Source organism: Cellulomonas sp. Root485, assembly GCF_001426705.1.
In the GTDB taxonomy this organism is placed as follows: Bacteria; Actinomycetota; Actinomycetes; order Actinomycetales; family Cellulomonadaceae; genus Cellulomonas.
In genome coordinates this window covers 106,698-120,107 of sequence record NZ_LMFC01000006.1, presented here as the reverse complement: position 1 = coordinate 120,107, position 13,410 = coordinate 106,698, and the positions used below count along the sequence as shown (strand labels likewise).

Annotated in this window: 9 protein-coding genes; 2 read left to right on the top strand and 7 right to left on the bottom strand. The window is 70.9% G+C overall.

The annotated features are described in order from the left end of the window. Positions 1–56: 56 nt before the first annotated feature. The 4 genes from ASD16_RS21610 to ASD16_RS21260 form a co-directional block, all read right to left on the bottom strand. Positions 57–707 (bottom strand): AAA family ATPase, encoded by a 651-nt coding sequence (locus ASD16_RS21610; protein WP_255356379.1) that lies wholly within the window; start codon positions 705–707, stop codon positions 57–59. A 91-nt stretch (positions 708–798) separates the two neighbouring features. Beyond that, positions 799–2,979 carry a 1,4-alpha-glucan branching protein GlgB gene (glgB, locus tag ASD16_RS21270; protein WP_055922859.1) on the bottom strand — a complete coding sequence of 727 codons (2,181 nt, stop codon included), beginning with the start codon at positions 2,977–2,979 and terminating at the stop codon, positions 799–801. A 60-nt stretch (positions 2,980–3,039) separates the two neighbouring features. After that, positions 3,040–3,894: a LacI family DNA-binding transcriptional regulator gene (locus ASD16_RS21265; RefSeq protein ID WP_055922856.1), complete on the bottom strand. Its 855-nt coding sequence runs from the start codon at positions 3,892–3,894 to the stop codon at positions 3,040–3,042. 31 nt (positions 3,895–3,925) lie between these two features. Further along, the gene (locus ASD16_RS21260) at positions 3,926–6,442 is read right to left on the bottom strand and encodes a glycoside hydrolase family 2 protein (RefSeq protein WP_055922854.1); all 2,517 of its coding nucleotides are present in this window, start codon (positions 6,440–6,442) and stop codon (positions 3,926–3,928) included. Between the two features lie 195 nt (positions 6,443–6,637). Here ASD16_RS21260 and ASD16_RS21255 point away from each other — a divergent pair, with 195 nt between their 5' ends. After that, complete coding sequence (locus ASD16_RS21255) at positions 6,638–8,776, top strand: alpha-galactosidase (RefSeq protein ID WP_055922851.1); 2,139 nt, start codon at positions 6,638–6,640, stop codon at positions 8,774–8,776. A gap of 53 nt (positions 8,777–8,829) precedes the next feature. Here the strand turns inward: ASD16_RS21255 and ASD16_RS21250 are convergent, their stop codons facing one another. From ASD16_RS21250 to ASD16_RS21240, 3 genes are read right to left on the bottom strand one after another with little or no spacing between them, the layout of a single operon-like run. Next, on the bottom strand, positions 8,830–9,654 hold the full coding sequence (locus tag ASD16_RS21250) for a carbohydrate ABC transporter permease (protein WP_055922847.1): 825 nt from the start codon (positions 9,652–9,654) through the stop codon (positions 8,830–8,832). Next, entirely contained in the window at positions 9,651–10,625 is a 975-nt protein-coding gene (locus ASD16_RS21245) for a carbohydrate ABC transporter permease (protein ID WP_055922844.1), read from the bottom strand. The genes ASD16_RS21250 and ASD16_RS21245 overlap by 4 nt, the downstream gene beginning before the upstream one ends. 10 nt (positions 10,626–10,635) lie before the next feature. Further along, positions 10,636–11,958, bottom strand: a complete 1,323-nt coding sequence (locus ASD16_RS21240; protein ID WP_055922841.1) for an ABC transporter substrate-binding protein — start codon at positions 11,956–11,958, stop codon at positions 10,636–10,638. 206 nt (positions 11,959–12,164) lie between these two features. On the opposite strand from ASD16_RS21240, the gene ASD16_RS21235 reads away from it, so the two are divergent. After that, the gene (locus ASD16_RS21235; protein ID WP_055922838.1) at positions 12,165–13,403 is read left to right on the top strand and encodes an ROK family transcriptional regulator; all 1,239 of its coding nucleotides are present in this window, start codon (positions 12,165–12,167) and stop codon (positions 13,401–13,403) included. The last annotated feature ends 7 nt before the right edge of the window (positions 13,404–13,410 follow it).

Genomic DNA, 13,410 nt, shown 5'->3' with positions numbered 1-13,410 from the left:
GCCGATGGTACTGCACTCGCCAGGGTGTGGGAGAGTAGGACGCCGCCGGACATCATTCAGGAAGAGCCACCCCTACGGGGGTGGCTCTTTCTGTTTCCCAGAATAGTCGAGCCACCTTCGCGGGTGGCTCTTTCTGTTTTCCCTCGGGGCGGTAGAGCTGCCTTGGCGGGGGGCTCATTCTTCTTCCCAAGTACGGCCTTTCGCGCGCGATGTCGGCGTGCCGGCCACGCAACAGATCGCCTCCTGAGCGGCTCGCGCCTCGAGCCAGCCGTGCGCTGCGACGCCGTGAGCAGGGCGTCGACGACGTCGGCCAGCTCGTCGCGGGGCCGCCGGCCGTCCAGCACCAGGGTGGCGCCGCGTCTGAGCAGCGGTTCGACCGTGCGGACGTACTCGGCGATCTCGGCGCGCTCTGCAGGTGTGCTGCCGTAGGGGTTGGTCGTTCTCGTCGCCACGCGTGCGAGCAGGACGTCGACCGGTGCGCTTAGCAGGATCACGTGCTCGAACCGGTCGTAGAAGAGCCCCTGGTTCTCGACGGTCCCGGAGATGACGACGTCCGTCGCGGTGGCGAGCAGGTGCGCCATGCGGTGCTCGTCCCAGGTGCCGGCGTCGGTCACCCAACCGTCGTGGTCGGTGTCGACGGTGCGGTGGCCGCGGCGGCTCAGCTCGTCGAGGAGCGTCGACTTCCCAGCGCCGGACATGCCGGTCACGAGTACTCGGGGCATGGCGTCGACCGTAGCCGCTCGGGTGGACACAGAAGGGGGGAGCCTCTGGTTCTGTGCGTGGCCGTGCGGTTGCGTGTCAGCCGGCCTCGAAGACGACGATGCCCAGCGGGGGGACGCGGATCGAGGCGGAGTACGGGCGGCCGTAGTGGGGCTCGGGGAGGGCTTCGATCTCACCGAGGTTGCCGACACCGGAGCCGCCGTACGCCTCGGCGTCGGAGTTGAAGATCTCGCGCCACCGACCGCCGCGCGGGAGGGCGAGCCGGTAGCCCTCGTGCGGGATGCCGGCGAAGTTGACGACCACCGCGACGGGTGGGGCGTCGTACCCCTTGCGCAGGAACGCGAGGGTGTTGCGGAAGGCGTCGTCGGAGTCGATCCACTCGAACCCGTCGGGGGAGTGGTCGAGCTGCCACAGGGCGGGCGTGTCCTTGTAGACCCGGTTCAGGTCGGCGACGGATCGCATCACGCCCTGGTGCGCGGGGTCGTCGAGGGCGTGCCAGTCGAGGGAGCGCGACTCGGCCCACTCGGTCTGCTGTGCGAACTCGCTGCCCATGAAGAGCAGCTGCTTGCCGGGGTGGGTCCACTGGTAACCGAGCAGGAGGCGGACGCCGGCGAGCTTCTGCCAGTGGTCGCCGGGCATGCGCTCGTAGAGGGAGCCCTTGCCGTGCACGACCTCGTCGTGGCTGATGGGGAGCACGAACCGCTCGGAGTAGGCGTAGACCATCGAGAAGGTGATCTCGTTGTGGTGGTAGCGCCGGTGGACGGGCTCCTCCGCCAGGTAGCGCAGGGTGTCGTTCATCCAGCCCATGTTCCACTTCAGGCCGAACCCGAGGCCGTTGCCGTCGGTGGGGGCGGTGACGCCGGGCCAGGCCGTCGACTCCTCGGCGATCATCATGATCCCCGGGGTGCGTCGGTAGGCCGTGGCGTTGGCCTCCTGGAGGAACGAGATGGCGTCCAGGTTCTCGCGGCCGCCGTACTGGTTGGGCCGCCACTGGCCGGGCTTGCGGGAGTAGTCGAGGTAGAGCATCGAGGCGACGGCGTCGACGCGCAGACCGTCGACGTGGAACTCCTCGAGCCAGTAGGTGGCGTTGGCGACGAGGAAGTTGCGGACCTCGGAGCGGCCGAAGTTGAAGACGTAGGTGCCCCAGTCGGGGTGCTCCCCGAGGAGCGGGTCCGGGTGCTCGTAGAGCGGGGTGCCGTCGAACTGGGCGAGGGACCACTCGTCCTTGGGGAAGTGGGCGGGCACCCAGTCGACGATGACGCCGACGCCGGCCTTGTGCAGCGTGTCGACCAGGTAGCGGAAGTCGTCCGGGTGACCGAAGCGTGAGGTCGGGGCGAAGTACGACGACACCTGGTAGCCCCAGGAGCCACCGAAGGGGTGCTCGGCGACGGGCAGCAGCTCCACGTGGGTGAAGCCGAGGGAGACGACGTGCGCGGTCAGCTCGTGGGCCAGGTCCCGGTAGGACAGACCGACCCGCCACGAGCCCAGGTGGACCTCGTAGACGCTCATGGGCGCGGTGTGGGGGTCGTGCGCGGCGCGCTCGGCCAGCCAGGCGTCGTCGGTCCACCGGTAGCGCGACTCGACCACCACGGAGGCCGTCGCGGGCGGCACCTCGGTGCCCTGCGCGAGCGGGTCGGCCTTCTGCCGCCACGAACCGTCGTTGCCGAGGACCTCGAACTTGTACCGGGCGCCGGCACCGACGCCGGGGGCGAAGACCTCCCAGACGCCGCTGTCGCCCAGGGAGCGCATCGCGTGCGACGCGCCCTGCCAGTAGTTGAAGTCGCCGACGACGCGGACGGCGCGGGCGTTGGGCGCCCAGACGGCGAACGACGTGCCGCTGACCTCCCCAAGCTCGCCGGGGTAGGTGCGCACGTTGGCGCCGAGGACCGTCCACAGCTGTTCGTGCCGGCCCTCGCGCACCAGGTGGCGGTCGAGCTCCTGCACGGTGGGCAGGAAGCGGTAGGGGTCGTCCACGGTGGACGTGTGCCCGTCGTAGGTCACCTCGACGCGGTAGTCGGGGACGTCGGTGCCCGGGAGGACCGTCACCCAGATCCCGTCCTGCTCGTGCCGCGCCGCGACCCTCGACGTGGACGTGACGACCACCACCGACTCGGCGAGCGGCCGGAGGGTGCGGATGGTGACTCCGCCGCCCCCGACGTGCGGCCCGAGGACGTCGTGTGGTGCGTAGTACGCCCCGTGGGCGACGGTACGCAGGGTGTCGTTGTCGACGGGAACCGGAGAGGGGGCGGCCGGGCTCATGTCCCTACCCAACCACCCGCGGGGATTCCGCGCAGGATTGTCCCCTGGGTGACCTGCGCCTCAGTCGTCGTCCTGGGGCGCGGTGGTGGTCGTCCCGCGGGCCACGAGGCGGGGAAGGGGTGCCGTGTAGGAGCGGACCGTGCCGGAGGCGAGGAGGTTGAGCACGCAGTCGGCCACCTGGACGCCCATCGCGTGCACGTCGAGGCTCATGGCCGACAGTGCGGGGTGGGAGAGCCGGCACAGCGCCGAGTCGTCCCAGGCGAGCAGCGAGAGCCGCTCGGGGACGGCGATGTCCATCTCGTGGGCGACGCCGAGACCGGCCACCGCCATGACGTCGTTGTCGTAGATGATCGCGGACGGCGGGTCGCCGCGGCCGAGCAGCGCGCGGGTGCTGCGGGTGCCGGACTCCTCCCCGTAGTCGCCCTCGACGACGGCGCCGTGCGCGCCGAGGCGGGCGCACTCACCCATGAACGCGTCGGTCCGCGCCTGCGTGTGGGCCAGGTGGCGGGGGCCGCTGACGCGGGCCAGGCGCCGGTGGCCGAGGCCGACGAGGTGGGTCACGGCGGTCCGCATGGCCTGCGCGTTGTCGATCCACACGTTGGCGAACGGCAGGTCCGGGCGCGGTCCGCCGACGACGACGGTGGGGATGCCGATCTCGCCCAGGACGTCCAGCCGGGCGTCCTCGAGCGCGATGTTGACCACCACGACGGCGTCGACGAGGTTGCCCTCGCCCCACCGGCGGTAGGTGCGGATCTCGGCCTCGTGATCGGGGACGACGTGCAGCAGCAGCGAGCGCCCCTCCGCAGCGAGGGACTCCTCGATGCCGCCGATGAGCTCCATGAAGAACGGCTCGAAGCCGAGCATGCGGGCGGGCCGAGCAAGGACGAGTCCCACCGCGTCGAGCCCATGTGCCATGGACGCGAGCGTACCTGCGGTGGGACTGCGATCAGGCCGGCGACTGGGTGAGGTCACGTGCGCCGACCCGGCGGAGCACCACGTCGTTGGCGGAGCGCAGCACGGGGGCACGGGTGAGGGCGGCGGGGTCGAACGTGCCCCGGGTGCGCACGTGGAACGACGCGGTGGCGCCCGCCGGGATGTCGGCGAGGGCGGTGTCGACGAGCGCGTCCGGGTCGAGCCGGTCGACGAGGAGCGTGACGTCGCGCGCGAACGAGGTCGCCGTCACGTCCACGCGGTAGCCGTCCTGCACGGGGGTCACCGAGGCGTGCAGGGCGTCCGGGTCCAGGGCGAGGTCGACGTCCTCGACCCAGGTGTGCACCGTCTGCAGGCCGCCGAGGCGTACGACGAGCACCTCCTGCGCCGGGTCGGCGGGGGTCGCGATCATGCCCGGCAGCGTGAACTGGCCGACTGACCAGGCCCCGACGGCGAGCGCCAGGTCCTCCTCGGCCAGCACGGTGCCGTCGAGCCGCTGGCGCGAGAGGCGGACGATGCCCTGCCAGATGACAGGGGTCTCGTTGACGACCGCGAGCACCTCTCGGCCCTCGCGCGGCTGCACGGTGAGCAGGCGCGGCGCGTAGGCCGACTTCAAGGCGTACCAGAGCGGCTTCGGGCGCTCGTCGCCGTCGATCGCCGCCCAGGACGTCACCGGCCAGCAGTCGTTGAGCTGCCAGACGATGGAGCCGGCCGTGCGGGGCCACCAGGAGCGGTAGTGCTCGATGGCGAACCGGACGGCGCGGGCCTGGTTGAGCTGCGCGGCCCAGTGCCAGTCCGAGAAGTCCTCGGGCACGCCGAGGTGGGGCTCCATGCCGCGGTCGAGCTTGCCGTTGCCGTCCTCGGCCTTCTGGTGCAGGAGGAACGTCGGGTCCTCCTTGGTCAGCGGGCCGCCGTCGGCCGCGCGGACGGCGCGGGTCAGGGTGGCCCACGTCGGCGGGCCCTGGAACCCGAACTCCGAGCAGAACCGGGGGACGTCGTCGCCGTACACGCGGTAGTCGACGCGGTTCCAGACCTCCCACTGGTGGAAGGTGCCGTGGTCGGGGTCGTTCGGGTGCACCTCGGTGAGCCCGGCACCGGGGGAGTAGGGGCTCCCGTCGGAGTACGGGCGGGTGGGGTCGAGCTCGGCGACGACGTCCTTGAGCAGCTCGGTGGCGTAGCGGAAGCCCCAGGTGCGGCCCTGGAGGTCCTCCTGCCAGCCCCAGTCCATGAAGCCCCAGAGGTTCTCGTTGCCACCGTTCCAGAGCACCAGGGAGGGGTGCGGGGTCAGGCGGGCGACGTGCTCGCGGGCTTCCGCCTCGATCTCGTCCCAGAGCGGCTGCTCCTCCGGGTACGCCGCGCAGGCGAGCAGGAAGTCCTGCCAGACCAGCAGGCCGCGCTCGTCGCAGAGCTCGTAGAAGTCCTCGGACTCGTAGATGCCGCCACCCCAGATGCGGACGAGGTTGAGGTTGGCGTCCACCGCCTGGTCGAGCCGGTGCGCGAGGCGCTCGCGGGTGATGCGGGTGAGCAGGTGGTCGTCGGGGATCCAGTTGGCGCCCTTGACGAAGATCGGGCGCCCGTTGATCCGGAACGTGAAGGCGGTGCCGTCGTCGTCGGCACTCGTGTCCAGCTCGACCGTGCGGAAGCCGATGCGGCGGGCCCAGGTGTCGAGCGGCTCCGCCGGGTCCGCCCCCACGAGGGCGACCGTGAGCTCCGACAGGGGCTGTGCTCCGTGGCCGACGGGCCACCAGAGGGGGGCGTGCGGGACCTCGAGGACGACGACGGCCGCATCGGCGCTCCCCGGCACCGTCACGGCGACGTCGGCACCGGCGACGCGGGCGCGCACGGTGAGCGGTGCGTCCCCGCCCGGCAGGCCCGAGCGCTCGATCGTGGCGTGCACCTCGACGCGGCCCGTCCCGTCCGGGTCGACCGTGACGAGCGGTCGGACAGCGGCGAGGCGGGCCACCGTCCAGCGCTCGACCTTCACGGGCCGCCACAGGCCCGCGGTCTGCAGGTCCGGCCCCCAGTCCCAGCCGAACGAGCAGGCCATCTTGCGGACCATGTTGAACGGCTGGGTGTAGGCGAGGGGGCGCGGTCCCAGGCGGACGGCCTCGGCCTCGGCGTGGACCACGGCGGACTGCAGCAGGACCCGCAGGCGCTGGGTCGTCGGACGGACAAGGTCGCGGACGTCGAAGCGGTAGGAGCGGTGCTGGTTGGCGGTCCGGCCGATCTCCTGCCCGTCGAACGTGAGCGTCGCGACGGTGTCGATGCCGTCGAAGACGAGGTCGACACGCTCGTCGGCGGCGACGGGGGCGAGGTCAAGGTCCCGCTCGTACGCCCAGTCCACCCGCTTCATCCACGCCAGGTGCTCCTCGTTGCGGTCGAGGTACGGGTCGGGGATGAGGCCGGCCTCGAGCAGTGCCGTGTGGCTCGTGCCCGGCACGCGGGCGCGGACGCGACGGCCGTCGAGGTCGGTCGGGACGGGGCCGGCGACAGCGGTCAGCGACCAACCGTCGTACAGGTCCTGGGTGTTCATCGTCGAGCTCCTGGGTCCGGGGGTCCGGCGTGTGCCCGCCGCATCCTCGCGACGGACATCGTCGGCACCCCGCAGGGGCCGATCATCTGGCAAGTACCCTGGAGTCATTCTTAGACAACTGAATAAAGTAAGTCAATGACACCGCGACGTTAGCGTTGCACCGATCCACGCCCGCCCGACCCGGAGACGCCTCTCGTGACCGCTGCCGCCCACCCGTCCGAGCTCCTGCACCTGCGCGCCGCGGGGGTGAGCCTCGTCGTCGACCTCAGCGGTGGGACCCTGCCGCGGATCCTGCACTGGGGCGGTGACCTGGGTGAGCTGGACGGCCCGGCGCTGGAGGCTGCGCGCCGTGCGTGGGACGTCGTCCCGCACGGCTTCCCGGTCGACGGCCCCGTCGAGGTCGCGATCGTGCCGCAGGAGTCGGCGGGGTTCCTCGGCACTCCGGGCCTGGTGGGGAGCCGGGCGGGGCAGGACTTCTCGACCTTGTTCGCCGTCCGGTCGTGGGACGCGCAGACCGCCCCCGACGGGACGCAGCGCCTGACCGTCCACGCGACCGACGATGCCGCGAGGCTCGGCCTGGTGCTCGAGCTCGAGCTCACCGCGCAAGGCGTGGTCCGCGAGCGCGCCGTGCTCACCAACGACGCCGACGACGTCTTCAGCCTCGACGCGCTGCTGCTCACGCTCCCCGTCCCCGCCGTCGCGACCGAGCTGCTCGACTTCACCGGGCGCTGGGCGCGGGAACGCAGCCCGCAGCGCACGGCCTTCACGCACGGCACGCGGCTGCGCGAGAACCGCCGCGGTCGCACCGGCTACGACGCGGCCTTCGTGCTCGTCGCGGGGACGACCGGCTTCGCGAACCGCACAGGCGAGGTCTGGGGGCTGCACACCGCCTGGTCCGGCAACCACCGCTCGCTGGCCGAGCGCAGCCACTACCACCCGGGACTGCTCGGCGGCGGCGAGCTGCTCGGCTCGGGCGAGGTCCGGCTGGGGCGTGGCGAGTCGTACACCAGCCCGTGGGTCTACGGGTCGTGGGGAGTGGGGCTCGACGCGCTCGCGGCCCGGTTCCACGCGTGGATGCGTGCGCGGCCGCAGCACCCGCGCACGCCCCGGCCCGTCACGCTCAACACCTGGGAGGCCGTCTACTTCCAGCACGACCTGGGGCGGCTGACCGCGCTCGCGGACGCCGCCGCCGCGGTGGGTGCGGAGCGGTTCGTGCTCGACGACGGCTGGTTCGGGGACCGTCGCGACGACACCAGGGCCCTCGGGGACTGGTACGTGTCCGCGGACGTGTGGCCCGAGGGGCTGCACCCGCTGGTCCAGCACGTCACCGGGCTCGGGCTGCAGTTCGGCCTGTGGGTGGAGCCGGAGATGGTCAACCCCGACTCCGACCTGGCCCGCGCGCACCCCGACTGGCTGCTCCGCGTGCCGTCCCGGCTGCCCCGGGAGGCGCGCCACCAGCAGGTGCTCGACCTCGCCGTGCCCGGGGCGTACGAGTACCTGGCGGAACGCCTGCACGCGTTGCTGGAGGAGTATCCGATCGGGTACCTCAAGTGGGACCACAACCGCGACCTCGTCGACGCCGGCCACGGGGGAGCTCCCGGGGTGCACGGGCAGACGCTGGCCGTCTACCGGCTGCTCGACGAGCTGCGCGCGCTGCACCCCGGCGTCGAGATCGAGTCGTGCTCGTCGGGCGGGGCGCGCGTCGACCTGGAGATCCTGCAGCGCACCGACCGGGTGTGGGCCAGCGACTGCATCGACGCCTACGAGCGGCAGCAGATCCAGCGGTGGACCAACCTGCTGATCCCGCTGGAGCTCGTCGGCGCGCACATCGGGTCCGGCACGGCGCACAGCACCGGTCGCCGGCACGACCTGTCCTTCCGGGCCGCGACCGCGCTGTTCGGGCACCTGGGGATCGAGTGGGACCTCCAGGAGGCCGACGAGGCGCAGCTGGCCGACCTCGGCGCGTGGATCGCCCTGTACAAGGAGCTGCGGCCGCTGCTGCACACCGGGACGGCCGTGCACGCCGACGTCGTCGACCCCGTCCTGGCCGTGCACGGCGTGGTCGCGCAGGACCGCGGCGACGCCCTGTACGCCGTGGTGATGACGGGCCGCTCGGCGAGCACGTCCCTGCCGCGCGTGACGCTGCCGGGGCTCGACCCCGACGCGCTCTACGACGTCCGGCCGCAGGCCCCGGGCGACTCCGTCGACCACGCGCCGGCGTGGTGGACCTCGGAGGGCGTGCGGCTGCCCGGTCGGCTGCTGTCCGGTGTGGGCCTCGAGGCGCCCCTGCAGCTGCCCGAGCGCATCGCGCTCGTCCGGGCCGTCCGGGTCTGACGGGACGACGACGGGGGCAGCCAGCCCAGCTGCCCCCGTCGCCGAGCCGGGGACTACTTCGTCGCGCCCGAGGTGAAGCCGTTGTAGATGTACCGCTGCAGGAACAGGAAGAGCACCAGGATCGGGATGATCGTGATGACCACACCGGCCGAGATGATCTCCCACTGCGAGCCGTAGGGGCCCTTGAAGTCGAAGAGCGTGGTCGAGATCGGCCGCAGGTCCTTCGACGGCAGGTAGAGGAACGGCAGGTAGAACTCGTTGTAGATCGCGATGCCCTTGATGATGACGACCGTCGCGATGGCCGGCTTGAGGTTGGGCAGGATGATCTGGAAGAAGATCCGCAGGTGCCCGGCGCCCTCGATCATCGCCGCCTCGTCCAGGGACTTCGGGATCGCCCGGATGAACTGCAGGAAGATGTAGATCGAGATGATGTCGGTGCCCATGAAGAGCAGGATCAGCGCGAAGCGGGAGTCGTAGAGCCCCAGCCCGTTGATGATCTGGAACGTCGCGACCTGCGTCGTGACACCGGGGACCAGCGTCGCGAGCAGGAACAGCCCGAGCACCGTGGCGCGACCGGCGAAGCGGAAGCGATCGAGCGCGTAGGCCGTGGCGGCACCGATCAGGATCGTGCCGACGATCGCGGCTCCGAAGATGAAGACGGTGTTGCCGAACGCCTGGAGCATGTTGCCCCGGGTGAACGCCGTGACGTAGTTCTCGATGTTGCCCCAGTCGGACGGCGGGGTCATCGGCCCCGTCGACAGGAACTCCTGGCTCGTCTTGAAGGACCCGAACAGGATGAGGCCCAGGGGCAGCAGCATGACGATCGAGGCGATGACCAGCGAGACGTACTTTCCGGTGCTCGTGGCTGCACGGATCATGTGAGGTCGACCTCCTCCTCGGGGATCACCTTGCGTTGGATCCAGGTGACGATGAGCACGATCAGCAGGAGCACCACGGCCATCGCCGAGGCCAGGCCGACCATGTTGCGGTTGAAGGCCATCCAGACCGTCCTGATGACGAACGTCTCCGTGCCGTTGGCGCCGCCCGTCATGACGAACGGGACCTCGAACACCGAGAGCGCACCGGAGATCGCGAGGATCAGCGACAGGCCGATGATGGGGCGGATCGACGGCAGGATGATGTACCGGAACTGGTGCCACCGGTTGGCGCCGTCGAGCTCCGACGCCTCGTAGACCTGGGCGTTGATCGACTGGATCGCGCCGAGGAACATGACGAAGTTCAGGCCCATGTAGCGCCACACGGACACCCCGGCCAGAGAGAAGTTCGCGACGTCGGGGTCACCGGTCCACTGCTGGATGAGGTTCTCGAGGCCGGCCGCCATGAGGATCGTGTCGATCCCGCCGCCCGGCTTGAGGAAGTTCAGGAAGATCAGGCCGATCGCGACCCCGTTGATGAGGTACGGGAAGAACAGGATGCCCTTCCACAGGTTCCTGAACCGGGTGTTGAAGGACAGGATCGTCGCGAAGTACAGCGCGATCGCCATCTGCACGAACGAGGCGACGAAGTAGTAGAGCGAGACGTAGAACACGCGGACGTTGTCCGGGTCCGTGAAGACCTCGACGTAGTTGTCGAAGCCCACGACGTTCTTGGTCTTGTCCAGTCCGTCCCAGTCCGTCGCCGAGTACCAGAACATGTTGAGGACGGGTGCGAACGTCAGAAGAAGCAGGAGCCCGACGGGGATCAGCAGGAAGTAGTAGGGCGTCAGCCGGCGGTACCACGCGGTGCCGCGGCCCGCACCGCCCCGGGGCTTCCGGGGGGTGCGGACCGCGTCGGACTGCTGCGCGGCCGCCGTCGCCGGGTCGTCCAGACCCGAGGGAGCGGTCGTCATGGGAGGGACCTCAGCCGGCCGAGGCTCGACCCTCGGCCCACTGGGCGTTGAGGTCGTCGAAGATCTGCTGCTTGGTCCGAGCACCCGAGCGGGCGTCGTCGATGTTCTTCTGGCGGAACTTCGGGTCCGTCGTGACGATGCCGGACGCGGTGTCGATGTCCGCGAACAGCGCCTCCTTGCCCTCGGGCGCCGGGTTCAGCGTGATGAGCTCGACCTCCTCGACGAAGCCCTCCAGGGCCGCGGGCACGGGGCCGTCGATGATCGGCGACAGGCCCGCCTGCGACTCCGAGAAGCCCGACTCGTGGTTGAACCAGTCGATCCACGCACGCGCGGTCGCCTTGTTCTCCGAGTTCACGTTGATGCCCAGGTTGTAGTCGCCGCCGGCGACCGAGTGGAACTTGCCGTCGACCTGGACCGGGGTGGGTGCGTAGGCGATGTCGTCGCCGCTGGCGCCGGCGGCCTCGGCGGCCGCTGCCATCTGCGGGATCGCCCACGAGCCCAGGACCATCGTCGCGACCTCGCCGGTGCCGAGGAGGCGCTTGGACTCCTCCCAGTTGGTGGTCGTCGGGTCGGCCTCCGTCAGGCCCTGCGCGACGGCGTCGTAGATCAGACCGTCGACCACGCCGTAGTCGCTGTCGTCGGTCCACGGGGTGTCGGACTCGACGATCTTGTTCTTCCAGTCCGGGTCCGCCGAGACGGCGCCCAGCCAGCCGTCCCACTGCGAGAGCGGCCAGCCGTCCTTGTAGTTGGTGTACAGCGGCGCGATCTCGACGCCGTTGTCCTTGATGGCCTGGAGCGCGTCGAGGAACGCCTGGGGGGTGTCGGGGAACTCCGTGATGCCGGCTTCCTCCCAGACGCGCTTGTTGTAGACGAAGCCCTGGACGTTGCCGACGACGGGGATGCCGTACGACTGGCCCTTGAAGGACTTGTCGTTGATCCACTGGTACTCCGCGCCGATCTCCTCCTGCGTGCCGAGCGGCTCGAAGAAGTCGCCGAGCTGGTCCGGGGTCACCGAACCGGGGATGGCGAGCACGTCGCCGTAGTTCTCGGTGTTCATGCGCGTCTTCACCTCCCCCTCGTAGTCGGTGAGGCCCTCGACCTTGACGTCCGTGACGTCGGGGTACTTGGCCTTGAACTCCTCGACGTACTCGTCGAACGTCCCGTCCTCGACCAGGTCGGTGCGCCAGGTCAGGACGGTGATCTCACCCGAGGGGGCGCCGTCGTCGTTGGCCTCGTCGCTGCTGCCGCCGCCGGACGAGCAGGCGGTGAGCGCGAGGAGCGAGCCGGCGGCCGCGAACGCCATGAGGCGGGTGCGTCGCTTCTGAGGGAACATCGTTGATCCTCTCTTCGGGCCGGCACCTCCGCGTGCCGACCAGGGTCTGATGAGGCACAGCGGCTCGGGGGTCGAGTGCACTGTGCTCCGCGTGGCATTCTTAGGCAAGTGAACAAAGTTAGTCAACGGGCGTGTCCTAGAAGACTCAGGCCGTGCCCAGATCGTTATGGTGTGCGACGAGGGGGACACCCCACGAAGGAGGACTGGTGAGCGGCTCCCAGCCGGGTCTCGGCGCCGCGCACGCGAGCAGCCGATCGGCGATCCTGGATCTCATCCGGGCCGCCGGGACGATCAGCCGGGTCGAGCTGACGCGCGCGACAGGGCTCACCGCGGCCACCATCTCCACGGTGGTGCGGCGGCTCATCGACGACGGCCTCGTGCTCGAGGTCGGCCGGGCCGAGTCCACGGGGGGCAAGCCCCGGATGCTCCTGCAGCTGGACCCGTCCGCGCGCTACGCCGTCGGCGTCCACCTCGACCACGCCGGGATCACCTACGTCATCGCCAACCTCGGCGGCGCGATCGTCGCGCGCTGGCGCCGGCCCGGTGCCGGGTCCGACGACCCCGCCACCGTCGTCGCCCGCATCGCTGCGGAGATCCGGACCACCATCACGCGCGTCGGGGTCGACCCCGCGCGGATCCTCGGGCTCGGCGTGGTCTCGCCCGGACCGATCTCGTCGTCGACCGGGATGACGCTCACCCCGCCCGTCATGCAGCGGTGGGCCGAGTTCCCGCTCGCCGCCGCCCTCGAGGACGCCGTCGGGCTGTCCGTCCTGCTCGACAACGACGCGACCGCCGCCGCCATCGGCGAGTACTGGTCCGGCGGGATCGCCACCGGCTCGGCGTTCGCCGCGCTCTACATGGGCACCGGGATCGGCGCCGGGATCATCGTCGACGGCACCGTCTACCGCGGGTCCAGCTCGAACGCCGGCGAGGTCGGGCACATCTGCGTCGACCTCGACGGACCCGTCTGCTGGTGCGGGAACATCGGGTGCGTCGAGGTGCTCGCCGGACCCGCGGCGGTCGTCGCAGCCGCGCGCGACGCCGGCCTCGACCTGGCCGGCCGCAACGTCGCGGAGAACTTCGGGGCGCTCGCCCGCGCCGCCAGCCGGGGTGAGGAGGTCCCGCTGCGGCTGCTCGAGCGGTCGTCCCGGTACCTCGGCGTCGCGGCGCAGACCCTGGCCAACGTGCTGGACCTCGAGCTCGTCATCCTCACCGGCCCGGCGTTCGCGCTCGCGGGCTCGCTGTACCTGCCGGAGATCGAGCGTCGGCTGGGGCAGTCGTTCTTCGCCCGCGGCAGCCACCCCGTGCGCGTGACGATCTCCTCGAACGCGCCCGAGGCTGCGGCCGTCGGCGCCGCCGCGCTCGTGCTGCAGAGCGAGCTCGCCCCGCGCCAGTCCGGCGTCCGGATGCCCCTGGAGCTGCCGCTCGAGGTCACCGCCGGCTGACCCGGCA